Origin of the sequence: Arenibacter sp. P308M17 (assembly GCF_003426735.1) — a bacterium.
Classification (GTDB): Bacteria; Bacteroidota; Bacteroidia; order Flavobacteriales; family Flavobacteriaceae; genus Arenibacter.
In genome coordinates, this window is record NZ_QVON01000010.1 from 17,076 (window position 1) to 41,029 (window position 23,954).

The 23,954-nt window shown below is 40.6% G+C and carries 23 protein-coding genes and 1 riboswitch; of the genes, 15 read left to right on the forward strand and 8 right to left on the reverse strand.

Translation table 11 applies throughout. From position 1 onward, the window contains the following. Window positions 1–74 precede the first annotated feature (74 nt). From D0S24_RS18975 to D0S24_RS18995, 5 genes are all read left to right on the forward strand, one after another. Window positions 75–665 (forward strand): non-canonical purine NTP diphosphatase, encoded by a 591-nt coding sequence (locus D0S24_RS18975; RefSeq protein WP_117021414.1) that lies wholly within the window; start codon window positions 75–77, stop codon window positions 663–665. Beyond that, the gene (locus D0S24_RS18980; protein WP_251795842.1) at window positions 652–1,296 is read left to right on the forward strand and encodes a DUF4337 domain-containing protein; all 645 of its coding nucleotides are present in this window, start codon (window positions 652–654) and stop codon (window positions 1,294–1,296) included. The genes D0S24_RS18975 and D0S24_RS18980 overlap by 14 nt, the downstream gene beginning before the upstream one ends. Before the next feature lie 160 nt (window positions 1,297–1,456). Beyond that, window positions 1,457–3,262 carry a DEAD/DEAH box helicase gene (locus D0S24_RS18985; RefSeq protein ID WP_117021415.1) on the forward strand — a complete coding sequence of 602 codons (1,806 nt, stop codon included), beginning with the start codon at window positions 1,457–1,459 and terminating at the stop codon, window positions 3,260–3,262. 77 nt (window positions 3,263–3,339) lie between these two features. After that, window positions 3,340–4,119 (forward strand): carboxypeptidase-like regulatory domain-containing protein, encoded by a 780-nt coding sequence (locus D0S24_RS18990; RefSeq protein ID WP_117021416.1) that lies wholly within the window; start codon window positions 3,340–3,342, stop codon window positions 4,117–4,119. Between the two features lie 140 nt (window positions 4,120–4,259). Next, on the forward strand, window positions 4,260–5,075 hold the full coding sequence (locus D0S24_RS18995) for a metallophosphoesterase (protein WP_117021417.1): 816 nt from the start codon (window positions 4,260–4,262) through the stop codon (window positions 5,073–5,075). Between the two features lie 70 nt (window positions 5,076–5,145). Here the strand turns inward: D0S24_RS18995 and D0S24_RS19000 are convergent, their stop codons facing one another. Together D0S24_RS19000 and D0S24_RS19005 are read right to left on the reverse strand one after the other, a co-directional pair. After that, window positions 5,146–5,697 carry an SRPBCC family protein gene (locus D0S24_RS19000; protein ID WP_117021546.1) on the reverse strand — a complete coding sequence of 184 codons (552 nt, stop codon included), beginning with the start codon at window positions 5,695–5,697 and terminating at the stop codon, window positions 5,146–5,148. Between the two features lie 46 nt (window positions 5,698–5,743). After that, window positions 5,744–6,400: an RNA methyltransferase gene (locus D0S24_RS19005; protein WP_117021418.1), complete on the reverse strand. Its 657-nt coding sequence runs from the start codon at window positions 6,398–6,400 to the stop codon at window positions 5,744–5,746. A gap of 61 nt (window positions 6,401–6,461) precedes the next feature. On the opposite strand from D0S24_RS19005, the gene D0S24_RS19010 reads away from it, so the two are divergent. The 3 genes from D0S24_RS19010 (at window position 6,462) to purB (ending at window position 9,236) form a co-directional block, all read left to right on the forward strand. Next, window positions 6,462–7,154 (forward strand): NAD-dependent deacylase, encoded by a 693-nt coding sequence (locus D0S24_RS19010; RefSeq protein ID WP_117021419.1) that lies wholly within the window; start codon window positions 6,462–6,464, stop codon window positions 7,152–7,154. Between the two features lie 67 nt (window positions 7,155–7,221). Further along, the gene (locus D0S24_RS19015) at window positions 7,222–7,782 is read left to right on the forward strand and encodes an adenylosuccinate lyase (RefSeq protein ID WP_117021420.1); all 561 of its coding nucleotides are present in this window, start codon (window positions 7,222–7,224) and stop codon (window positions 7,780–7,782) included. A gap of 110 nt (window positions 7,783–7,892) precedes the next feature. Beyond that, window positions 7,893–9,236 carry an adenylosuccinate lyase gene (gene purB / locus D0S24_RS19020; RefSeq protein WP_117021421.1) on the forward strand — a complete coding sequence of 448 codons (1,344 nt, stop codon included), beginning with the start codon at window positions 7,893–7,895 and terminating at the stop codon, window positions 9,234–9,236. A 180-nt stretch (window positions 9,237–9,416) separates the two neighbouring features. Here purB and D0S24_RS19025 read toward each other — a convergent pair whose 3' ends face one another. From D0S24_RS19025 to D0S24_RS19040, 4 genes are all read right to left on the reverse strand, one after another. Further along, window positions 9,417–9,974 (reverse strand): DUF4252 domain-containing protein, encoded by a 558-nt coding sequence (locus D0S24_RS19025; RefSeq protein ID WP_117021422.1) that lies wholly within the window; start codon window positions 9,972–9,974, stop codon window positions 9,417–9,419. Between the two features lie 69 nt (window positions 9,975–10,043). Then, window positions 10,044–10,589 (reverse strand): DUF4252 domain-containing protein, encoded by a 546-nt coding sequence (locus D0S24_RS19030; RefSeq protein WP_117021423.1) that lies wholly within the window; start codon window positions 10,587–10,589, stop codon window positions 10,044–10,046. Between the two features lie 10 nt (window positions 10,590–10,599). Next, window positions 10,600–11,022 (reverse strand): hypothetical protein, encoded by a 423-nt coding sequence (locus D0S24_RS19035; RefSeq protein WP_117021424.1) that lies wholly within the window; start codon window positions 11,020–11,022, stop codon window positions 10,600–10,602. After that, the gene (locus D0S24_RS19040) at window positions 11,009–11,518 is read right to left on the reverse strand and encodes an RNA polymerase sigma factor (RefSeq protein WP_117021425.1); all 510 of its coding nucleotides are present in this window, start codon (window positions 11,516–11,518) and stop codon (window positions 11,009–11,011) included. The genes D0S24_RS19035 and D0S24_RS19040 overlap by 14 nt, the downstream gene beginning before the upstream one ends. Before the next feature lie 239 nt (window positions 11,519–11,757). Here D0S24_RS19040 and D0S24_RS19045 point away from each other — a divergent pair, with 239 nt between their 5' ends. Continuing rightward, window positions 11,758–13,248, forward strand: coding sequence for a S41 family peptidase (locus D0S24_RS19045; protein ID WP_117021547.1), 1,491 nt, complete (start codon window positions 11,758–11,760; stop codon window positions 13,246–13,248). Window positions 13,249–13,511: 263 nt separating this feature from the next. After that, window positions 13,512–14,984, forward strand: coding sequence for a S41 family peptidase (locus D0S24_RS19050; RefSeq protein WP_117021426.1), 1,473 nt, complete (start codon window positions 13,512–13,514; stop codon window positions 14,982–14,984). Window positions 14,985–15,230: 246 nt separating this feature from the next. On the opposite strand, the gene D0S24_RS19055 is transcribed toward D0S24_RS19050, so the two are convergent. Both D0S24_RS19055 and D0S24_RS19060 read right to left on the reverse strand, forming a co-directional pair. Next, complete coding sequence (locus tag D0S24_RS19055) at window positions 15,231–16,286, reverse strand: DUF5074 domain-containing protein (RefSeq protein ID WP_117021427.1); 1,056 nt, start codon at window positions 16,284–16,286, stop codon at window positions 15,231–15,233. A gap of 14 nt (window positions 16,287–16,300) precedes the next feature. Beyond that, window positions 16,301–18,145 (reverse strand): TonB-dependent receptor, encoded by a 1,845-nt coding sequence (locus D0S24_RS19060; RefSeq protein WP_117021428.1) that lies wholly within the window; start codon window positions 18,143–18,145, stop codon window positions 16,301–16,303. Window positions 18,146–18,177: 32 nt separating this feature from the next. Then, a riboswitch (cobalamin riboswitch) is annotated at window positions 18,178–18,419 on the reverse strand. 384 nt (window positions 18,420–18,803) lie between these two features. Here D0S24_RS19060 and D0S24_RS19065 point away from each other — a divergent pair. From D0S24_RS19065 to D0S24_RS19085, 5 genes are all read left to right on the forward strand, one after another. After that, complete coding sequence (locus D0S24_RS19065) at window positions 18,804–19,949, forward strand: ABC transporter substrate-binding protein (protein ID WP_251795843.1); 1,146 nt, start codon at window positions 18,804–18,806, stop codon at window positions 19,947–19,949. Continuing rightward, a complete protein-coding gene (locus D0S24_RS19070; protein WP_117021430.1) occupies window positions 19,950–20,981 on the forward strand; it encodes an iron ABC transporter permease in 1,032 nt (343 codons plus the stop codon). A gap of 241 nt (window positions 20,982–21,222) precedes the next feature. After that, a complete protein-coding gene (locus D0S24_RS19075) occupies window positions 21,223–22,017 on the forward strand; it encodes an ABC transporter ATP-binding protein (protein ID WP_117021431.1) in 795 nt (264 codons plus the stop codon). Window positions 22,018–22,080: 63 nt separating this feature from the next. Beyond that, on the forward strand, window positions 22,081–23,430 hold the full coding sequence (gene rmuC, locus D0S24_RS19080) for a DNA recombination protein RmuC (RefSeq protein ID WP_117021432.1): 1,350 nt from the start codon (window positions 22,081–22,083) through the stop codon (window positions 23,428–23,430). 164 nt (window positions 23,431–23,594) lie between these two features. Further along, window positions 23,595–23,951: a 6-phosphogluconate dehydrogenase gene (locus D0S24_RS19085; RefSeq protein ID WP_117021433.1), complete on the forward strand. Its 357-nt coding sequence runs from the start codon at window positions 23,595–23,597 to the stop codon at window positions 23,949–23,951. Window positions 23,952–23,954: the final 3 nt, after the last annotated feature.

The window sequence follows — 23,954 nt, forward strand, 5'->3', positions numbered from 1 at the left end:
AAATAAAATTATTACTTTTAGACCTTTAGTTGGATTATCCAACCCGAGCTAAAAGAATTATAAAAATAAATAAAATGCAATTGGTATTTGCAACACACAACCCCAACAAACTAAAAGAAGTGCAAATCCTATTTCCAAAGGAAATAAAACTACTGTCCTTAGAGGATATTGGCTGCATGGACGAAATTCCTGAAACCGCAAACGATTTGGAAGGCAACGCTACCCTTAAGGCCAATTTTGTTACAGAAAATTATGGTTACCCTTGCTTTGCGGACGACACCGGACTTTTAGTGGATGCCTTGGACGGGGCTCCGGGGGTATACTCTGCAAGGTATGCCGGGGAACAGAAAAATGCGGACGACAATATGGACAAACTATTGCTCCAATTAAACGGAAAAACCAACAGAAAGGCACATTTTAAAACAGTTATCGCCTTAAATATCAACAATGGACAATTCCTCTTTAAAGGAATTGTTGAAGGAGAAATAACCACTCGAAAAAAAGGTGGACAAGGTTTTGGGTACGACCCTATTTTTAGGCCCAAGGGGTATGACAAAACTTTTGCCGAAATACCAATTTTGCTAAAAAACAAAATTAGCCACAGAGCCAAAGCAATAGAGGAATTACTTGCCTTTTTCAAAAGCCGAACGTATGTCGACAAATAAATCAGGACAAACACCCATCATAATTTCCAGAATAATGGAACGTAACGAGACCCTTGGTGGAATACTGATCGCCGTATTTGCCGCCCTACTTTCCGTAGCGGAACTCGTAAACAACGATCTGGAAGAGGAAATGATGATTGCCCACAGTCAGTTCGTAAACTATTCCAATTGGTACCAATCCAAAAGTATAAAGCAAAGCTTAAAGGAAAGTGAATTGGATTATTTGACCGCCCTAATGGAAACAGGGATAATACCCGAGGACAAAATAACCAGCATTAAAACCAAAATAACACGGACCAAAGGCATGGTTTTGAAATACGAAGCGGAAAAAACCGAAATTCTGGTAGGATCGTCCAATGTACCAAGAGAATATTGGGCACAGGACCTGGACGGGGAAATGGGAAAAATTACAGGAATAAACCAATGGGAACAGCTCTCCCAGGATTACGAAACGGCCACCAAAAAATTCGATCTGGGAAAATTACTATTTCAAATATGTATCGTACTAGGGGCCATTTGCATCATTATCCGTGATAATAAAAAATTACAGAAAAACTTTATTTTACTCATGTTGGTGTTCGGAGCCATTGGAATTATAATTTCGGTATACGGTTTTATATTGGCTCCCTAAAAACTGCTTTCAAAATAAAATATTATAATTAAAAAATTAGCATTACCTTTGCCGCTTCAATTAACGCCGCTGGTATAGCATGTGTTGCCCTGAGTCTAAATAGGTTATAAAAATAATCGCTCTATGCAACATACATATTTGCGATTATTTAAAACATATTATGACAAAATTTGAAGCATTGGGGCTTAAGAAGTCCCTCTTGAATGCTATTTCCGATTTAGGATTTGAATCCCCTTCAGAAGTACAGGAAAAAGCCATTCCAATCTTATTGGAAAGTGAAACCGATTTAGTTGCCCTTGCCCAGACAGGTACGGGTAAAACCGCAGCGTTTGGATTCCCGTTAATTCAAAAAATAGATAACGAAAGTAGAACCACACAAGGTTTGATCCTTTCCCCTACTAGGGAACTTTGCCTGCAAATTACCAATGAGCTTACCTTATATTCCAAATATGAAAAAGGGGTCAATGTTGTGGCAATCTATGGTGGTGCCAGTATTACAGATCAGGCCAGACAAATAAAAAGGGGCGCCCAAATAGTGGTAGCTACTCCTGGTAGAATGAAAGACATGATAGGCCGTGGCTTGGTGGATATCTCCAAAATTGATTATTGTATTCTGGATGAGGCCGATGAAATGCTGAATATGGGCTTCATGGAAGATATCAAAGATATTCTATCCAACACTCCAAAAGAAAAGTCCACTTGGCTATTTTCTGCAACCATGCCAAGGGAGGTATCCGTGATAGCGAAAAAATTCATGCACAATCCGCAAGAAATTACGGTAGGAACAAAAAATTCAGGAGCTACTACGGTTCAACATGAATACTATATAGTAGGTGGGCGCGATCGTTATCCGGCTTTAAAAAGACTTGCCGATACCAATCCCGATATCTTCTCCGTTATTTTCTGTAGAACAAAAAGGGACACCCAAAAGGTAGCTGAAAAGCTTATCGAGGATGGTTACAACGCCGGTGCATTGCACGGGGATCTAAGCCAGAACCAGAGAGATTTGGTGATGAACTCCTTCCGCAAGAAACAAATACAAATGTTGGTCGCTACAGATGTAGCCGCACGTGGTATTGATGTTGATGACATTACGCACGTCATCAATTATCAATTGCCCGACGAAATAGAGACCTATACACACCGAAGTGGACGGACGGGAAGAGCCGGTAAATCCGGTATTTCCATGGTTATTGTGACCAGAAGCGAACTTAGGAAGATCAAGGCCATTGAAAATAAAATCCAACAAGCTTTTATTTCCAAAAAAATTCCTACAGGAATGGAAATATGTGAAATACAGCTGTACCATTTGGCCAATAAGATCAAGGATACCAAAGTAAACGAGGATGTGGACAATTACTTGCCTGCTATAAATGACGTGCTCCATGGTATAGACAGGGAAGAACTTATCAAAAAAATAGTTTCCGTAGAATTTACACGTTTCTTTAATTACTACAATAAAACCAAAGATCTAAATACCTCCGATTCCGGTGATCGTGCAGAAAGGGGAGGATCCAGGGATGGGGATAGCCGTATCCCAGCTGACGGAAACGTTAGATATTTTATCAATGTAGGGGAAAAGGATGGCTATGATTGGATGTCCTTAAAGGATTTCATAAGGGATACCGTTAATTTGGGCAAGGACGATATTTTTAAAGTTGATGTGAAAGACAGTTTTTCTTTCTTTAATACGGATGCAGCTGCTACCGAAGCCATTTTGAAAACTTTCACTGAATTTAAGGTAGATGGCAGATTTGTAAATGTTGAGGTTTCTAAAAATCCAGGCGGAGGCGGAGGCGGAAGCGGAAGTCGCGGAAGAAGGGACAGAAGCAGAAGTGGCGGAGGCCGGGATTCTAGGGATAGCGATCGCAACAAAGGAAGAAGAAGGGAAAGAAGCACTACTAAAGGAAGTTCCCCCAGTAGTTCAGGAAAAAGAAGGACTAAAAGAAAAAGTGATTTCTTTTAGTTAATTGTATATTAAAAAAATACGCTTCGGCGTATTTTTTTAGTTAGTTTACCAATTATAAACATGGATTTTATTTAATGAAAAATTATTTCTTGCCCCTACTGCTCGTTATTGTTTCTTTTGGATATTCCCAAAACGACAAAAATGAAGAAGAGGTAAAACAATTAAAAGCTGTTGTCCATAATGCCCAGACCGATCAACCAATGGAAAGTGTCCATGTCGTAAACCTCAACGAGGTGGTGGGAACGATTACCAATGAAAAAGGAGAGTTCAATATCCCTGCCAAGGTCAATGATACCCTTTATTTTACTTTTTTAGGATTTAAATCCCAAAAAGTAAGGGTTACCAATGATATGTTCAAATTTAAAGAAACAAAAATTTCCCTGACGGAATTGGCATATGCCTTGGAAGAAGTAATCGTTAGACCCTACTCCCTTACCGGCTATTTGGAAATTGATGTCAAGAACCTACCCTTGAACAATGCTTTTCAATACAGTATTTCTGGTTTATCCGTAGGTTATGAAGCCGGGAGCAAGAACCCAAGTGCGGTCACCAAGGTATTGGGGGCCATACTTAATCCCGCGGATCTATTGAGAAATTTATTCGGAAAGAAACCCAACCAATTACGCAAACTACGTCAAATGAAGGAAGACGATCAAATTAGGGATCTTTTGGCCTCGAAATTTGACAGGGAAACCTTGACCGAGCTACTGCAATTGGAAAAAGTGGATATCGAGGATATCCTTAATAATTGTAATTACTCCAAATCCTTTATAACTACGGCCAATGATCTACAGATCCTGGATGCCATTAGCAGTTGCTATGAAGAATACAAGGTCCTGAACAGGGAAAAGTAGTCCCGGGCCACAATATTCCGGTTAAACAAAGAACTGGACGAGCTTCAATTTAACTTTTTTACAAGATTATTTCTAAAAATGTTCCCTAATTTCGTGCACTTCCTATTTTATAGTTAAAATATGTTTCCAACGGTTATTAAATGAAATTGAATAGAAGACAATTTATCCTAAAAATGGTTTTGGGGTCCGTTAGTTTTGTTGTACTTGATTCTTTCTGGCTGGAAACCAATTTTATAGAGTGGACCGAACATGACATATCTGTAACGGAGTCCAATAAAATAAAGGCCGTTCACTTAACCGACCTTCATTTGCATAGAATAAAATCGGTCCATGAATCCATTGCGGACCGAATTAACAAAGAGCGACCGGACGTCATCCTTTTCACCGGGGATTCCATAGAACGGAACAAATACCTAACAGTTTTGGATGATTTTTTAGGTTTATTAAATATCCAAATTCCAAAAGTGGCCATTTTGGGCAATAAGGAGTCTTCGGGTAGAATTGATCTGCAAAAACTAAAGGACATTTATGGGACCTATAATGGTAATTTGCTTATCAACGAACCGTACTTGCTAAAAACCAACAACAGGGAAATTAACATTATCGGATTGGACGACTTGGTTCATGGTAATCCAGATTTTAGAAAAGCTACAGAAGGGATAGACACAACCTTATCTACTATTGTCCTTAACCATTGTCCCGCTTATAGGGAGCAAATAGACCTTATTGGAGAAGAACAATATATTAAACCAACACTCATACTTTCCGGGCATACCCATGGCGGACAGGTAACGTTTTTTGGAAAGCCCTTTTTTACACCGCAAGGAAGTGGTGAATATGTTAAAGGTTGGTACAATAATGACATTTCAAAAATGTACGTATCCAAAGGAATCGGCACAACCTCTATTCCAATACGTTTTGGTGCCAGGGCGGAGGCAAGCATCTTCTACATCTAAGTGCCCATTTCCTTTAATGCACGCTGCTCCTTATAATCCTTTACCTAAGCCATAAAAACATAGCCCACGGTTATTTTAGTCTCCCCAAGTCCTGTCCTTTTTCCAATATGGATTTTAAATTCCGAAGCCCTTCCTCAAAATCCTTACCAACCGCTTTATCCATGCTCATAAACAACATGATAACAGACATTGGAAACTTATTCTCGCCCTTAAAACCCCAGGTAACCTTGGTCTTTCCATTTCCCGATTCCGAAAGATCCAAATAAGAATTGGAGGTAGACCTAAAAGGTTTTATAAACCTCAGCTCGGTCTCTACTCTTTCTCCTTTTATTATTTTTATTATTTCCTGTTCCCCCTCACCAACATCCTTGTTGCCGTTCCAATAATTTATGGCCCCTACCTCCCCATCGGTTCCCGTGAATTTCTTTTCCATATTGGGGTCCTTTTTATCCCATGGTGACCATTCCTGCTGTTTTTTTAAATATTTAATAGTATTGAATACTTCAGCTTTTGGCTTGGAAATTTCTATGGTACGGGAAACATCATAACTTTTAGGTGCCATTAGGGCGAAAATTGCAATTAATACAATGATCCCTATAATAATATAAAGCAATGTAGCCATAAGTTTTTGTGTGTTGGTTAGTCTTGTAATAAATATACGGAAAATATCATTTTGTTCCATGGTAACGGGACAAAACATCACTCAAGCTCCGCACTGATTTCTTGGTCCAATCCAATCTTTTTTCCAGTTTCTCCTCCTCGGTCAACCTCCAATTAATGTTACCCTTGCGCAGTTGATTTGTTAAGGTGTGCAAAATTATTGCGGCCGATACGGAAATATTGAGACTTTCGGTAAACCCGACCATGGGTATTTTCAGAAAGGAATCCGCCTTATCCAATACCTCCTTGCTCAACCCATCGCGCTCCGTTCCAAAAAATAGTGCTGTCCTCCCATCAAACTTAAAATCGGCAAGGGAACAATTGTTCCCACGGGGAGTAGTGGCTACAATTTTGTACCCTCGGCACCTTAAAGTATCAATACAATCCGTCGTATTATTGTATCTTTTTATATCTACCCATTGCTGGGCACCCATAGCTATGTCCTTGTCCAGTCGCTTGCCAAACCTACTTTCTATAAGGTGGGCCTGCTGCACCCCAAAAACATCACAGCTTCGCACCACGGCACTGGTATTGTGCATTTGGTAAACGTCCTCTATAGCTACCGTTATATAATTTGTCCGTTCCTCCAATATGTCCAAAAAACGGGCTTTCCGCTCAGGGGTTATGAAATCCTCCAAATAGTCCAGTAACTTTTGATCTGTCATAAACCTAAGGTATTAAAAAAGAAAACGTTTAATTTTACAAATATTACTATATTCTATCACAATGAAAAAAATAGTAGTTTTAACAGGTGCGGGAATCAGTGCGGAAAGCGGAATAAACACTTTTAGGGATGCTGATGGATTATGGGAAGGCCATGATGTAATGAAAGTGGCCACGCCCCAAGGGTTTCAAAAAAAACCCGATCTAGTGCTCAATTTTTACAACGAGAGAAGAAAACAATTGCTCAAAGTCTTCCCTAATTTGGCCCATAATGCCTTGGTTGACCTGGAGGCCCATTTTGATGTCAGCATCATTACCCAAAATGTGGACGACCTTCATGAACGGGCCGGTAGCTCCAAGGTGATTCATTTGCACGGAGAGTTGTTAAAGGCAAGGTGCAGCCATAATCCCAGCCAAATAATCGAGTGGAATACCGATATAAAGATTGGAGACCTCTCGGAAGGGGGGAAACAGCTTCGACCGCATATTGTGTGGTTTGGCGAGGAAGTACCATTATTGGAAAAAGCGGCCCATATTACACAACAGGCCCAAATATTAATTATTATAGGCACCTCGATGCAGGTTTATCCGGCCGCTAGTTTAGTGCATTATGTATCCAGGGATACCCCCATTTACTTTATTGACCCAAAACCTAATATTTCCCGCACCGATTTTATTGATCTCACCATTATACGGGCCAGTGCCGTAAACGGAGTGCCCCAATTGGTATCCGATCTAATTGGTGACAGGTGTTAACCCCTAAAATTTATTGCCCTTTCCGATATAATGACTTATTGAAAACCACAAAAAAGCAAGGATATTTGTGACCTACATAGAACTTTATAATGCCCTCATTAACGTTGACCATTCCAGGACCAAAAGAATGGAGATGTCCAAGCTTTTGGCAAGTAGGCCCTCCAACGTTGCGACCCTAATGGAAATTGCCTTTCAAGTATATGACCCTGTATCCTGTAAAGCAAGTTGGGTCTTGGAATTTATGGCCAAGGAACATTTGAACCATCTTTTTCCGAGTATGGATACCTTTGTTCACCATATTGGATACGTACATTTCGATTCGGCGGTAAGGCCCATGGCAAAAATATGTGAGGTACTTATGAAATCCTACTTTCAGTCAAAGGACCAAGAAACCCGCGATGCATTAAATGAAGAACACTTGGAAAGCATTACTTCCACGTGTTTCGACTGGCTCATAGGCAACCATAAAGTGGCTGCCCAAGCATATGCTATGACCAGTCTTTTATTATTGGGCAGAAAATTCGATTGGATCCATCCAGAATTGCGCTCTATTTTGGAAAAGAACTACCCAGACGGTAGTGCCGCCTATAAGGCCAGGGCCAGGATGACCTTGGCAAAACTACCCTGAGTAACGGAAATACCCTAGAACAAATAACCGAACAATCTCTCACTTCACTTTTAAACTCATTAACTTATAGCTATCTTTGCGCTTTTCCAAAATCTATCAAATAGCACAAGATGTCATTAAACAAATTAAACGCCATATCCCCTATTGATGGCAGATATAGAAATAAAATAGCTTCCCTTGCTTCCTATTTTTCAGAGGAGGCCCTTATAAAATACAGGGTACGTGTAGAGATAGAATATTTTATAGCACTATGCGAAATTCCCCTTCCCCAGCTTTCAAATTTTGACAGTTCAAAATTTAACGATTTGAGAAAAATCTATATCGATTTTGATTCCGAGGATGCCAATGCCATAAAAGAAATTGAAAAGGTAACCAACCATGATGTAAAAGCGGTTGAATATTTTATAAAAAAGAAGTTCGATAAATTAGGCTTGGCGCCCCATAAGGAGTTTATCCATTTTGGACTTACCTCACAGGATATAAACAACACGGCTATTCCCCTTTCTATTAAAGAAGCTATGAACGAGGTTTACGTACCACAATATTTAGAGGTACTGAACAAGTTAACAGCTTTGGTGAAGGAATGGGAAGCTGTACCCATGTTGGCAAGAACACACGGCCAGCCTGCATCCCCCACCCGTTTAGGAAAGGAGATAGAGGTATTTGCAGTGCGTTTGGAAGAACAATTTAATCTACTCAACGAGATTCCGAGCGCAGCAAAATTTGGAGGGGCAACAGGAAACTATAATGCCCACAAGGTGGCCTACCCCCACATTGATTGGAGGATTTTTGGACAAAAATTTGTGCATGGGAAGCTTGGCCTGCACCATTCCTTCCCAACTACGCAAATAGAACATTATGACCATATGGCCGCCTTGTTCGACTGCCTCAAGAGGATAAATACTATTATATTGGATTTGGACAGGGATTTTTGGACCTATGTTTCCATGGACTATTTTAAGCAGAAAATAAAAGCTGGTGAAGTGGGATCTTCCGCCATGCCCCACAAGGTAAACCCTATCGATTTTGAGAACTCCGAAGGGAATTTGGGAATTGCCAATGCCATTTTCGAGCATTTATCCGCCAAACTTCCCATTTCCAGGTTGCAGAGGGATTTAACCGATAGTACGGTGCTAAGAAACGTTGGCGTGCCTTTTGGCCATACCCTAATAGCCTTTCAATCCACATTAAAGGGCCTGAACAAGCTTTTGTTGAACAAGGAAAAGTTTGAGCAGGACCTGGAAAATAATTGGGCGGTGGTAGCTGAGGCCATCCAGACCATTTTAAGGAGAGAGGCCTATCCCGATCCGTATGAAGCGTTAAAGGGATTAACGCGTACCAATGAAAAGATTACCCGGCAGTCCATTTCCAATTTTATCGATACTTTGGAAACGACCGAAGCAATAAAATCCGAATTGAAACAAATTACCCCTAGCAATTATACAGGGATTTAAAAAACGCCCTATTTAAATAAGCCGCATAAAGCACCTTACGGCAAAATTTACGGTGCCATCCGCTCACTCGGATATCTTAACGGATGGTGCAAGATCTTTCTTGTACATCCCTAATATATGAAAAAGCCCTGTGTTGCCTATCGGCAACACAGGGCTTCAAAACATTATAAGCCATGACTGTTATGTTCCTTTTTTACCCTTCAAAAAACTTCCAATTTCTCCCAAGCCTTCACCCCTATAATCCGATTTTTCCATGGCCTTCATAAACTGGACCAATTGGGCAGGGTTCATATTTTTACCCAATACCCGGACCAACATGAAACCCTTATCCTCACTATCTCCATAAATGACAACTTCATCAATGGCATCATCATCGCCCAAATATCTTACGGAAGCCTTGCCAAAACTAGTGTTCATCTTCATCAGCTCGGTAAACTTGCCATTTTTTAGGATGGCGCTGATATTGGCTTTTTCTTTCTGAAACTCCCCAAGGTTATCCTTGGTTATTTTAAATGCCAGAATATTTAATTTTTTTAATGACCCTAGGGCTTCCCTTTGGTCCTTGGTTAAATCGGCCTTCCCCAAATTCAGCAAACTTACCGGTAGATCTACCGATAAGAAATTTGGATTATCCTCATTGTCCACATAATATTCCTGTAAACTTTGTGTTGATGAACAGGCCGACATGGCAAAGATCAACAACATGGCCCAGGCCAATTTCCCAATTCTTGTTTTCATATCCTTTGTTATTTAGTTTTGATGGGCTAGGGCAATGGTCTTTTTATTGATCCACTACCCTAGTTACTATTACTTGTTCTTACCCGCCTTATTAAGCTCTGATGGTAAATTCATCTTTTGGGTCAGAGATCCTATCTTGTTCAGATCAATATCCCCGGTAAGCGATAACAATACGGTCTCAAATTTTCTATCATTAATTTCAACGTTCCCATTTTTAATTCCGGTAACGAACATGAGCAATTCACTTACATGGTCCTCATCCTTCCCGCTCTTGATGTAGAACTTTACATTGGCATCCTTATCTTTTACCCTCATCAGTTCCTGTAATGATGAAGATTTCAAATATTTCTCCATGGTAATCTGCATCTCTGAGGAAATCTTCTTGTCCTCGGTAATAAAAACCTTTAGATTTTTGAGGTTCTGGGCTATATCCATAAAATCCTGTGCCTCTTTGTCATCCACCTCTACGTTTATCTTGCTCAATAATTTAAACATACTTTCATTGACCACTACGGCACTTACATTGTCCAGATCTTCAAATTTATCGAACATGGATTGTGAAAACCCTAAAAGGGGCAACACGGCAACCAATACTATCATGATATTCTTTTTCATCTTTTTTAATTTAATTGTTGTTGTAAATTTTTTGTTTTGTTTCTTCAAACTCTTTTAAATAAGCTACTTTTTCGGTTCCCTTACCAAGATTGGCAGCCAAAAGGCTTAATGCTTTTTTGGTTTCCTGATAGGCGTATTCCGCTTCTTTCCGTTCCTGATAACTTCTTCCAAAATACATACCAAATATTAAAATGCTTACGGCTGCAATGGAAATCCACTTTATATATCTTTTATTTCTAGGTCTTAGTGGAACCTGCATGGTAAACTTCTCTTCTCTGGCTACGGAAAAATACTGAAACATATAGGCATATTTTTTTAAGTGCAAAGGAACCTCTTCCTTTGTAAAGTATGCCCTCAATATTTCTTCTTCGGCAACAGTAGTAGTTGCCTCAAAATATCTTTCCAATAGTTTTTCTATATTACTTAATTCCATAATTGTGCTTTTTAACCAATTTTTCCCTCACTGTTTTTCGGGCCCTGGATAAAGTGACCCTAACCGCTGTAGCATTCATATCCAAAAGTTTTGCTATTTCCTCAAATTCGTACTCTTCCACATCCCTAAGCTGAAGGACCATTTTTTGCTGTTCCGGCAATTCCTCCATGATTTTTTCTATCCAACCTAGACTATCACCAACCTCTACCTGATTCTGTAGGGAAACATTTTCATCCTTATAATTGCTGTGTACCAATTTTAAATTTCCCGCCTGTTTGGATTTAAGTCGGTCCAAACAAAAATTCTTGGTCATCATCATGGCATAAGCCTCTACATTATTATAGCCTTCCATCATATTGTTCTTGGACCATAACTTCATTAAGATTTCTTGTGTGGCATCCTCAGCTTCTTCTTTAGAGACCAACAAACGCTTGGCCAATCTATAAAGTTTATCCTTAAATGGCAAAACCACATTTAAAAACTCAGTTTGTTGCATTTTGGTTTAGTTGTTTTATAATCCTCAATAAAGGCTTACAATGGCAAGACGACCTACATCGAATTTTGTTACAATTAGTTTCCTATTCCTTACAATGTAAGTAAATTAGCGTAATGGAAACCATATTGGCAATATTACCGTATATAATTGAAATCGTTCCCAAAAACTGATTTATACTTTTTAATGGAATGATATTTGTAAGCCACTACCCATTGTGTTTTGGCAATTATTTAAAAATTATGAAGAAGTATTTATTGGTTTTTTTAGGAGCGGGCTTGTTCCTTGGCAGTTGTAGCAAGAACGATGACCCCCAGGTCGCAGAGGAATTGGAAGAAACAATTCCTACCCCTGAAGTGGAAATAGATGTTACTGTCCAAAATTTTATGTGGCAGACCATGAATACCTATTATTATTGGCAAGGTGATGTGGCAGACTTAGGGGATGACCGTTTTACTTCCAATGACGATTACATATCATTTTTGGAAACAGAGGAAAATCCTGGGACATTTTTTGATGAAAAATTATTGTACGCGGAAGACCGCTTTAGCTTTTATTCCGAGGATTATAAGGAGTTGACCCAATCTTTTGCAGGAATATCCAAGAGCAATGGTTTGGAATTTGGTTTGAGCTTATTTGTTGATAGTGATGATGTATTCGGATATGTACGCTACATTGTTCCAAATTCCAATGCCTCTACCAAAGATATCCAAAGAGGGGATATTTTTACCGGTGTTAATGGCACTGCCCTGAACTTGGATAATTATATAGACCTATTATTTGGTGAAAACGACACCTACACCTTAAATATGGCGGAAATCTCCGGTAATGTAATTACCAGTACGGATAGGGCGGTTACTTTGACCAAGGAAGCCAACCTGACCGAAAATCCCATCTTTATTGCCAATGTATTGGAAACAGGGGGCAAAAAAATAGGCTATTTAATGTATAATGGCTTTACCAACGAATACGACGAACAGTTGAACAATGCTTTTGGCGAATTTAAGTCGGCAAGTGTTACAGATCTGGTATTGGATCTCAGGTACAATCCAGGTGGATCCGTAAATTCGGCCCGATTATTATCCAGCATGATTTATGGTACTTATACCAATAATGTTTTTCTGAAAGCCAGATATAACGAAAAACTACAATCGGAGTTTACAGATGATGACCTTATCGAGTATTTTACGGATACAACGGACAACAATACCCCTATAAATACGTTAGGACTTAGCAAGGTTTATATCATTGCCACCGGAAGCAGTGCATCGGCAAGCGAATTGGTCATGAACGGTCTGGACCCTTACATAAACGTAATCCATATAGGGACCACAACTACAGGAAAAAACGAATTTTCGGTTACCTTTGTGGACGATTTTGAGAATGGCAATGTTTACGACCCCAATAGGGAAGATAATATTAACCCCGATAATCATTGGGCCATTCAACCGTTGATCGGACGAAATGAAAATGCCAATGGTTTTTCCGAGTATACGGACGGACTATCCCCCGATATCTTATTGGGTGAGGACGTATCCAATTTGGGGGTATTGGGCAATATGGACGAACCCTTATTGGCCAAGGCCATTGCCGAGATTACTGGAACTACTGCAAAAATGGATTTTACAGTGGATATGCCGGTTAAATTGGTAAGTAGTTCCAAAATGTTCACTAAAATCAAGGACAATATGTTCATGGATATTAAAAACCCTATAAAATTGACCGAAAAATAGTAACCATTGCTCTGTTTAAAGTGCCGCTCAGGCCAATAAAAAATCTAGACCAATGCATCTAGTGTACTACACGATCAATAATACATTTACATTATGAAATGGGCATGACCGAAAATTGGTCGCCAGCCCGAAAGATTCATTCTGGCGGGCAAATACGAATTAAAATATGTGAATTACAACCGCCTGTCCGCCCGTATCCGGTAAGAACGGAAACGAAGAAGTCGGGCAGGTCTGACCCATAAAAAAACAATAAATATAAACAGATGAAAAAAATTCTGGGCCTACTTTTAATTTTTATAATTCTTTCCTGTTCCGATAAAGATGATGACGCATTCGTATACCCAAAAGAATCGACCGTACAGCACTTTATGTGGCAAGGCCTAAATCAATGGTATTTTTGGCAGGCGGAAGCCCCCAATTTAGGAGATAACCGATTCGCCTCCAATGACGACTATTTGGCCTATCTTGAAACCTATACCGATCCAGAGGAGTTCTTCTACCAAACCTGTTACCAACACTCCAATGTAGTTGGCGGCAGTTCCGCTGTTGATCGATTTAGTTTTGTTGAGGAAGATTATAAAACACTGGTAAATTCCCTTAATGGGGTATCAAAAAGTAATGGAATGGAATTTGGTTTGGCAAGAAATGCGGGCAGTACAGATCTCTTCGGATATGTGCGATATATTATTCCAAACTCCGATGCTTCTACCAAGGATATTGCCAGAGGGGATATTTTTACCAGGGTGAACGGGGTTCAACTTACCGATGCCAATTATATTAGCCTCCTTTTTGGAAGTTCGGACACCTACACCCTAGGTATGGCGGATATTTCGGGGACTGTGGTAACCGATAACGACAAAGAAGTAACATTGACCAAATCCGAAGGACTGCAAGAAAACCCAATATTGGTAGCGGAAACCATAGAGGTCAGCGGCACTAAAATTGCCTACCTCATGTACAACGGTTTTACCAGTGGCTATGATGATCAACTAAATTCGGTCTTCGGTCAATTTAAAACGGCAGGGGCAACGGAATTGGTACTTGATCTTAGATACAACCCTGGAGGGTCCGTAAACAGTTCCAGATTATTGGCCAGTATGGTATATGGTACCAATACCGACGAATTATATGTAAGACAGCGATGGAACGATAAAATTCAATCCATGTTGAACAAAGAGCAATTGGAAGATAATTTTGCCAATAAAACAGGCTCCGGAACAGCGTTGAACAGCCTTAACCTTAATAAAGTATATGTTCTTGCAACAGCTAGCTCCGCATCGGCCAGTGAATTGGTCATGAACGGCCTGGCACCCTATGTAAATGTCTTTCATATAGGCGAAACCACCAGGGGCAAGAACGAATTTTCCGTTACCATGGTAGATGATATAGATAATGACTATATCTACAGGTCCGACAGGGAAAACAAAATAAATCCTAGTAATAATTGGGCCATGCAGCCCCTTATGGGAAGAAATGAAAATTCGGACGGATTTTCTGACTATACCTCCGGTTTGGCCCCCGATGCGGTTCTAAAGGAAGACCTTGCCAACCTAGGTGTTTTAGGAGATATAAACGAACCCCTTTTTGCAAGGGCCATCCAAGAAATTACAGGGGTAAGCGCCAAAAGGGACTTTAGTGTAAAAATGCCCGTAAATGAGGTATCCAACTCCAAAATGTTTACTCCTATTAAGGATAATATGTACCTGGACAAACCTATTGATATTTCTTTTCAATAAGTACATTAATTTTATAATGCCAGTAGCCATAATGCAGAAACCCCTCTTCTCCTTGGTTTATACCATACAAAAGAGAGGTTCCTTATTGAATAATTTATAATAATTTTGTCCGGTCGAGCGGAGTCGAGACCTCATTGTAAAGGCATTACAGTAAAATAACCTCTCGACTCCGCTCGAGGAGACCGTAGTAATTTTTTAATTTACACTAAATCAATTCCTTTCAATTATTTTTATATCGAACTCACGTTAATTGAAGTAAACACCACCAGGAACAATTCCCACGGTCAGGGCATCTATGGCCAATTTGGTATTAAGATCGTAGATGGTAAGTGTTCCTTTACTGGCATAATCCCCCGCATCGGTTCCGTACAACCTGCCATTGTTTACCACCATAGTATAAAAACCAAACCCCTCCAAAACGGTCTCCATACTCAAGGTTGTGGACGACAAACTTTGTTGCAAAACCTTATCCCCCAAAATATAGTACAGGGCTCCCCTATCAAAATTTAAACTCCCGGGATGCTGAGTTGTTTCAAACTGGATATTGGTATCCACCTCATTGGTAACCGTATTGATCTTGGACAATACCCCAGCAGTTTCATCCCCTGTATAAGCAGGTTTCCCTGAGGCCAGTACCCACAAATTGCCCGAGGCATCCAATTGCATGGAATTAGGAACATCCCCTATCGTAAGCGTTTTTTCCACCTCATTGGAAGTGGTATTGATAACCGAAACCTTGTTGTTCTGTCCCCAGGCACCTTGATGGGCCACATAGACCATATCGCCCTTGGCCAAAATGGCCTCAGGGCCCATAACTACCGATATGGTTCCTTCCACGGTATAATTCTGAAGATTTATAACCGCTACGAAATCGTCCGTTTCATCTGCGGTATCCCCCCAGTTGGTTACGTACCCCTTGCCATTGGCTTCAACAAAATACCTTGGATTGTTCAATCCCTCGGTAATGCTCTCTATTTTTTCAAAGGTATATCTGTTTACAACATTTATCCTGTTGGAGACATTGGCTACAATAAAAGCCTCATCCTCCGTAAATCCTATCGACTGCACAACCGTTCCTAGATCTTCACCGTTCGTCAATTTATATATACCGTTATTTACAACGGACAGGTCCCCGGAAATAAAGGAGACTGTTCCAGTACCGTTACTAAAGGGACCTTCATTGGAAACCAAAATTCCATTGGCATAATCCCCAAGAGGTTCTTGAATCTCCCCATCATCGTTGGAACAGGACCAGAAAAGGCCGATAATCATCAGGGATAAAAATACATTTCTAATCTTCATTTGTTTTAGCTGTTTTAAAATTTAGTAATTAATTGTAGTTGAAAATTTCTATTGGGCATGGGCCTATAGGCCACATTCTGATAATTCTTATTAAATAAGTTGTTCACCTTTAAACCCAGAACAAATTTAATTTTGGAAATCCTTGGCCAATGATAATCCAGTCCTATGTTGCTAACTGTATAAGAGGGCAAAGTACCACTGTTATCGGTAGTGGTGAAGACCGATCCATTATAAAGAAATTGATAAAAGGCGACCAACTTCTTATATTGATAGGCTAAATTTGACCTCAACATATGCTCGGGAACATATAACAATTGCTTGTTGGTTTCATTATCGATCGACTTTGTAAAGGTATATTCACTTTCCCAAACCAATTCCTGGTCTCCCCATTTCCTCTTCCAATCCAAACCCAGTTCCAGGCCGTACTGGGAAACATCCTGAACGTTCATAGCCATCCAAATACCTTGCGCATTGGGCCGCCATTGAATGAGATTATCCGTTGTTATGCTATAGCCATTTAAAGTAAGGTCTATGTTTCCTACCTTAATTGTTTGGCCAAGTTCTACCTGCCAAGAGGTTTCCGGAAGTACATCCAAATTACCACTGGCCCCTGCCCCGGACCAGTACAGATCGTTAAACGTAGGAATCCTATAGTTTTTGGAGGCGTTCATACTTATAAGGTAGTCCTTGGTCACCTTATAACTACTGTTCATTGAAAAAAGAAAGGGGCTTTGATAATCGCTGACGATTTCCTGTCTCAGGTTAACCCCATAATCCCATTTATCCGAGAGTTCGTGAGTAAATAAAAAAGTAGCCGAAGCATACTTTCTTTGAGCATTTTCAATGGAAGTTCCTTTGGCCCAAATGGATGAAACATCGACGATCCCATTTAAGGCAATTTTATTGAATTGATATTTATAATCGTAGTTGGCCAAAACAGTATTGGCCTGCCCAAAACTATACTCCTCCCTTTGTTTATTGGGAAAATAGCGGTAACGTTCGTATAAATGCCCCACTTTTAAGCGAGCTACCCTCCGCTGGTCAAAACTGCCCAGCTCTATGAGCGACCTGTGGTTTAAATCCCGATAATTTTCATCGGCCGGAGCCGCCAAGGTCCCGGAAAAATCCCTATCCCCACTAAAGGTATTGTGATACAATTTTAAAATTCGCCCATCGGACAAAATAAAACCGACATTGGCATTTACATTAAGTTGATCGTATGCGCCATTTTTATTTCTCCTGTCCGTTCCCAAATACTTGTAATCGTTATCCGAGGTGATATGGTCGATTCCTATATGAAAGAACGTTTTTTCTTTACCAAGGGAAGTACTAAATGCCAGTTTACCGGTTTTAAAACTACCATAACTTGTAAGCAGAGTATTTTTCCAGCCGTCATTAAACTTAAAACTATCGTTCAAAAGAATAGTTCCGCCAACCGCACCACTCCCATATTGCACGGAGCCACCGCCACTTCTTACCACAACATCCCCATAATTCCCTGGAATCAAAGTATTGAAATCTGTCTGACCGGTAAGCTGGGAATTTATATTGATGCCATTCCACACCACGGCAGTCTGTTGGGCATTGGTACCCCGAAAAGAAGCCGAGGATACCATTCCATAACCATTTTCCTTAAAATATATATTGGAATTATACCGTAATAGATCGGTTAGGGAAGTCCCGTTTTTTTGCTGTGTGGAATCACTGACAACCTTTACTTTTGTTCCCTTTGAAAAATGAAGCAGTTTGGCATCGCTCAAAATAACCTCGTCCAAAACAATAACACTATCCCTCTGACCAAAAACTTGGGCGAAGGCCAACAGTCCCATAAAAAATAAAAATAGTTGTTTTCTTTCCATATTCAAAAAGACCCTTTACCCGAAGATCCATTTTATTTTGTGTTGAATATGGCAGGTCTCCTGACTTGCGTACTATCATTTACCTTCCCACCCTATTTTATAGGGCAGTGGTATTAGAAGAAATGATAGCCACCTACTGCGCACCGATTGAAAAATATCGGTGCCGATTCGGCACAGCTCACAGTTGCGGGAACAGTTTCGGAATTTCACCGAATTCCCTTTTAATCCTATCCCTGTAACATTGGGAATAGAAACCAAAATTCGATGCGAAACTACTACTTTTTTTGGAAGTATCACTGTTCTTTTTTTCTTTTTAGTTTGTTCGCCAATTCATGTTAATGCTACTATATATTGAAATTGCCTACTACCAACTGCCTTAGCCAACTTTGGATACCCGATACTAATCGCTATAATCATCGCAGCAAACCTGCCTAAAGGTCGGCAAAAACATAGGTTTTGGATGGAATGAAACTCATTGTCAAGGACTGGATGATTAATTGGCCGTAAGCTTTAGGCTGTATGCAGTTCGTAAAAAATTACCTACTGCCCACTGTCACTGCCAACTTTGAATCCCCAAAACCAATCGTTCTGGGCTATTGGAAATTTAGATTCAAGAAATTAATACTACTTTTGAATTCCTAAACAAACTTGTAGCCCCTTGAACAAAGTCTTTCTTTTACTACTAATTCCATGTCTTTTATCCTGCAAACAGCCTAAAAAGGAGACTATTTCCAATTCCGATTTATCACAGGCCGTAAACATAGAATACGCTAAAGGTTTTACTATGGAGAGGACATCTTCCCATATAACCATTATCAAAGTATTGTCGCCCTGGCCAGAATCCGAGGACAGTTTTACCTATGCCCTGGTACCTAAGGAACAATTGTCTACCATAACCCTGAACAGGGAGGATTACGATGCCATCATTGGGGTGCCCGTCCAAAATATAGTGGTGACCTCTACCACCCATATCCCTGCACTGGAAGCACTGGGAGAAGTCGATAAATTAATTGGATTTCCAAATACGGAATACATATCTTCCCCAAAGACCAGAATACGAATCAATGAGGGATTGGTCCAGGAACTGGGCAACAATGAATCCTTAAATTCAGAAATGGTGATCGCCTTAAATCCGGAAGTAGTGATAGGGTTTAGCATTAACCACGAAAACAGGGCTTACGAAACTATTCAAAGATCCAATATTCCGGTAGTGTACAATGGGGATTGGACAGAGGAAACTCCATTGGGAAAAGCGGAATGGATAAAATTTTTCGCCCCATTTTTTCAAAAGGAAAAAGAGGCAGATCGTATCTTCTCCTCCATTGAGGAGAATTACAATAATGCCAAGGCCTTGGCTCAAAAAGCTAAAAATAGGCCCAAGGTATTAAGTGGTGCCCTTTATAAAGACATTTGGTACCTCCCAGGCGGCAAGAGTTGGGCCTCCAAATTTATAGAGGATGCCAATGCGGAATATTTATGGTACGATACCTCCTCTACCGGAAGCCTATCATTAAGCCTGGAAAGTGTTATTGAGCGGGGCCGTGATGCTGATTTTTGGATTTCCCCTTCACAATTTGGCAGTTACTCGGCACTAAGGGAAGCCAACCAACATTATGTTCAATTTTCTGCCTTCAGAAATAGAAAAATCTATACCTATGCCAATTCCAAAGGGGAGACCGGAGGATTGCTCTTTTTTGAGCTAGCCCCCAACAGACCGGATCTGGTACTGAAAGACCTTATCCAAATTTTTCACCCGGAAATGCTCCCGAACTATATGCCTACCTTTTTTAAACCCTTGGATTAAGTGCTGCAATCTAAAACATATAGCACCTATTTTGTCCTGCTGCTGCTGGTTATGTTGGTTTGCTTTACGGTGAACGTCAGTTTAGGCTCGGTGTCCATCCCCTTAGGGGATACGTTGAATGCGATATTGGGCAATGCCACTACAGTGGATTCCTGGAGCTATATTATTTGGAACTACCGAATTCCCAAAGCATTTACGGCCATTTTAACAGGTAGTGGTCTGGCTCTCAGCGGTCTATTGATGCAGACCTTGTTTAGAAACCCCTTGGCCGGCCCCTTTGTCCTGGGCATAAGCTCTGGAGCAAGTTTAGGCGCCGCCCTACTGATTCTAGGATCTTCCCTCTTCTCCGGCATGTTTGCCTTTGGTATACTAAACGATATTTCCTTGGCTTTGGCTTCCAGTATCGGTAGCTTTCTAGTGCTATTGACGGTGATGGTGGTTGCCGCAAAGGTAAAGGACACCATGGCCCTACTTATCATTGGCCTTATGTTCGGCAGCATTACCACCGCCATGGTAAGCGTGCTGTCCTATTTTTCCACTGCCGAAAAACTACAGCAATATGTATATTGGTCCTTTGGAAGTATCGGTAACTTATCATGGAACCAACTGTTATTGTTGTTCATAATCATAGGGGTTGGAATTTTGATCGGTGTTTTTTATATAAAGCCCTTGAACGCCCTATTATTGGGAGAAAACTATGCCAGAAGTCTGGGGGTCAATATAAAACGATCCCGATATTCCATAATTGTTGCCACAGGATTATTGGCTGGCGGGGTTACCGCTTTTGCAGGGCCCATTGCCTTTATAGGCCTGGCGGTACCCCACTTGACCCGACAGATTTTCAATACTACCGATCATAAGATTTTGGTACCGGCCGTGCTGATCTATGGTGCTATTCTTATGCTGGTCTGTGATACCATCGCCCAAATGCCCAATTCGGCCAATGTGCTGCCCATCAACGCCATAACATCCATCATTGGGGCACCAGTGGTTATTTGGTTGTTGTTAAGGAAAAGAAAAATGATTTTTTAATTTCCGATCCATATTGGGTGACGTATTAATGAATTGGCAGGGCAATAAGAGGAAAAAAAACAGTAAACTTCCTCGGGGCAAGCCTGTCTGCCGACAAAGGCAGGCCCACGAGGCATTGAAAGAAAATTCAAGTTTGATTTCGACGCCCGCCTGAACGGAACGGGCAGGCAGGCGTCGGAGCATTTAAATCTCGATTATCGAGTAAAAACCAATACCTTAGCAACCCAATAAATTATCACAAATAGATACTGCCACTCCCCATATCGCCCTGAAAACGGAAAACCTGAGCATAGGCTATTCCAACAAGAAGCAACAGACCTGCATTGCCAGTAACATTAATTTTTCCTTAGTACAAGGGGAAGTTGCCGCCATTGTTGGCGTGAACGGTATAGGAAAATCTACCCTATTGCGCACCCTTGGCAATGTACAGCCCAAATTATCGGGCCGTATTAGATTGAACAGTTTGCCTATGGAGCAATTTACTACGGCCGAGCTGGCCGCCGAAATTAGTGTTGTTTTAACAGAGCCCATAGCTTCCAAAAATTTAACGGTGCTGGAACTCATTAGCTTAGGTAGGCAACCATATACCAATTGGCTGGGTACATTGACTGTAGAGGATAGGGACAAGATCTCGTTGGCAATGGACATGGTCCAAATTTCGGAATTGAAATTTAAAAAGTGTTATGAACTTAGCGATGGACAATTGCAGCGTGTCATGATCGCCAGGGCAATCGCCCAGGACACCCAACTTATTTTATTGGATGAACCTACAACACATTTGGACCTGTACCACAAGGTCCAAATATTAAAATTGCTCAAATCCATTGCCCTTGCCACTGAAAAGACCATTCTCTTTACTACCCACGAAATTGAAATAGCCATCCAGTTGTGCGACAATATGTTGATATTGGAAAGAAACCGAAGCACCTTTGGCTCCCCCTGCGAATTGATACAAATGAAAAGTTTTGAAAATCTGTTCCCTCCGGACACCATTACTTTCGACCCCCAGACGGGTTCCTTTAGAGTTAATAAGTAATAAAAACCAATCACCTTTTTTTTAACACAATCCATTATCTTTACAACAAAGACCGAGAAGTAAATGAATGAATTGCTATTCTATGCAGTCCTTGCCCTAGTAGGCCTTGCCATTGGATATTTTCTAGGGAATTATATCCAAAATCTAAAAACAAAATCCAGCCAAAGCGCCCTTTTGGAACGGGAACAGCAATTGAGAACCAACCTCAACGTCCTGGAACAAAAACTATTGGATGCTGAGGAATACAAAGCGCAATTACAATCCGAAAAGGAACAATTGGGTAATAAAATAGTCCGCTATCAGGCGGAAATGGAGAATTTAGACCTAAAAAACAGGGAACAAAAAGGGGAAGTAGAAAAATTACAGGAAAAATTCACCAAGGAGTTCGAGAATCTCGCCAATAAGATCTTGGATGAAAAGAGCACCAAATTCACCGAGCAGAACAGGGAGAACATTAAAAATATATTGACCCCTTTACAGGAAAAAATAATTCTTTTTGAAAAAAAGGTAGAGGATAGTCAAAAAGAAAGTGTGGGCATGCATTCCGCCCTAAAGGAACAATTGGCCAACCTTCAGACACAGAACCTTAAAATTACCTTAGAGGCCGAGAACCTTACCAAGGCCCTAAAAGGGGACAGTAAGATGCAGGGCAATTGGGGCGAATTGGTATTGGAGCGTGTCCTTGAAAAATCGGGTCTGGAAAAGGACCGGGAATATACGGTACAACAAAGCTTTACCCGCGAAGATGGCAGTAGAGTGCTGCCCGATGTTATCATCAACCTGCCCGACGGCAAAAAAATGATCGTAGACTCCAAGGTTTCCCTAACGCATTATGAACGCTATGTAAATGCGGAGGAGGAACTGAAGGATAAATTTCTTAAAGATCACATCAATTCCCTTAGAAAGCATGTGGACCAACTTTCCGCTAAAAAGTACGAGGACCTGTATGAAATGGAGAGTCCCGACTTTGTACTTATGTTCGTTCCCATAGAACCTGCATTTGCCATTGCCATAAACAACGATAACAATCTGTACAACAAGGCCTTTGAACAGAATATAATCATTGTGACCCCTTCCACCCTATTGGCTACCTTACGTACTATAGACACCATGTGGAACAATGAAAAACAGCAGCGTAATGCCATTGAAATTGCACGACAGGCAGGAGCCTTATATGATAAGTTTGAGGGCTTTGTGGGGGATTTGATGAAGGTGGGCAAAAAGATGGATGAAGCCAAGGCCGAATACAAGGGGGCCATGGGCAAATTGGTAGATGGTAGGGGAAATATCATTACCAGTATCGAGAAACTCAAGAAAATGGGCGCCAAGGCAAAAAAATCGATCCCCGAAACCTTGCTTAAGAGGGCGCAGGAAGATGATGATGAAAATGAGGAACCATTAAGCTTGCAATAACTGGAAGATAAAGGGGCAGAAAGCAGTAGGTAGTAAACAGTAGGCAGTTTACAGCCCAATAAGGAGGAGGCCCGATTAGATTCAGACGGGATTTTAACCTTTGTCCAAAAAATAAATTTAACCTTTGATATGAAATTTCCATTAAAAAAACAATAAATAAACAGATGAAAAAAATACTCGGATCAATCATGCTTGGCCTGGTCCTCATTATGGTGGCCTATTTTTGCTTTGTCTATTTTGTTCCCTACAGCGAAGGTATCCGCTCCGGGGAACTGATTAAAATAAGTGAGAAGGGGGTACTCGTAAAAACTTGGGAAGGCGAGATCAGTCAAGGAATATCCGGGGCACAGATTTTTTCCTTTTCGGTCCTAAAGGACGATGTAATTGCCAAGTTGAAGGAGTATCAGGGATCTTATGTAAAAGTGACCTATATAGAACGTTACAAGACCTTCTTTTGGTTGGGGGACACCAAATATTTTATCACTTCCGTGGAAAAGGAAAAATCGCCCCACATAAATTAAAAA

Bases quoted from the DNA above. Each gene is read 5' to 3' on its own strand.
- rmuC (WP_117021432.1), top strand. From the start codon at position 22,081: ATGAATGAATTGCTATTCTATGCAGTCCTTGCCCTAGTAGGCCTTGCC.
- D0S24_RS19050 (WP_117021426.1), top strand. From the start codon at position 13,512: ATGAAAAAAATTCTGGGCCTACTTTTAATTTTTATAATTCTTTCCTGT.
- D0S24_RS19085 (WP_117021433.1), top strand. From the start codon at position 23,595: ATGAAAAAAATACTCGGATCAATCATGCTTGGCCTGGTCCTCATTATG.
- D0S24_RS19005 (WP_117021418.1), bottom strand. From the start codon at position 6,400: ATGACAGATCAAAAGTTACTGGACTATTTGGAGGATTTCATAACCCCT.
- D0S24_RS19040 (WP_117021425.1), bottom strand. From the start codon at position 11,518: ATGCAACAAACTGAGTTTTTAAATGTGGTTTTGCCATTTAAGGATAAA.
- D0S24_RS19055 (WP_117021427.1), bottom strand. From the start codon at position 16,286: ATGAAGATTAGAAATGTATTTTTATCCCTGATGATTATCGGCCTTTTC.
- D0S24_RS18975 (WP_117021414.1), top strand. From the start codon at position 75: ATGCAATTGGTATTTGCAACACACAACCCCAACAAACTAAAAGAAGTG.
- D0S24_RS19025 (WP_117021422.1), bottom strand. From the start codon at position 9,974: ATGAAAACAAGAATTGGGAAATTGGCCTGGGCCATGTTGTTGATCTTT.
- D0S24_RS19045 (WP_117021547.1), top strand. From the start codon at position 11,758: ATGAAGAAGTATTTATTGGTTTTTTTAGGAGCGGGCTTGTTCCTTGGC.
- D0S24_RS19035 (WP_117021424.1), bottom strand. From the start codon at position 11,022: ATGGAATTAAGTAATATAGAAAAACTATTGGAAAGATATTTTGAGGCA.
- D0S24_RS19030 (WP_117021423.1), bottom strand. From the start codon at position 10,589: ATGAAAAAGAATATCATGATAGTATTGGTTGCCGTGTTGCCCCTTTTA.
- D0S24_RS18990 (WP_117021416.1), top strand. From the start codon at position 3,340: ATGAAAAATTATTTCTTGCCCCTACTGCTCGTTATTGTTTCTTTTGGA.
- D0S24_RS18985 (WP_117021415.1), top strand. From the start codon at position 1,457: ATGACAAAATTTGAAGCATTGGGGCTTAAGAAGTCCCTCTTGAATGCT.
- D0S24_RS19000 (WP_117021546.1), bottom strand. From the start codon at position 5,697: ATGGCTACATTGCTTTATATTATTATAGGGATCATTGTATTAATTGCA.
- purB (WP_117021421.1), top strand. From the start codon at position 7,893: ATGTCATTAAACAAATTAAACGCCATATCCCCTATTGATGGCAGATAT.
- D0S24_RS19060 (WP_117021428.1), bottom strand. From the start codon at position 18,145: ATGGAAAGAAAACAACTATTTTTATTTTTTATGGGACTGTTGGCCTTC.
- D0S24_RS19010 (WP_117021419.1), top strand. From the start codon at position 6,462: ATGAAAAAAATAGTAGTTTTAACAGGTGCGGGAATCAGTGCGGAAAGC.
- D0S24_RS18980 (WP_251795842.1), top strand. From the start codon at position 652: ATGTCGACAAATAAATCAGGACAAACACCCATCATAATTTCCAGAATA.
- D0S24_RS18995 (WP_117021417.1), top strand. From the start codon at position 4,260: ATGAAATTGAATAGAAGACAATTTATCCTAAAAATGGTTTTGGGGTCC.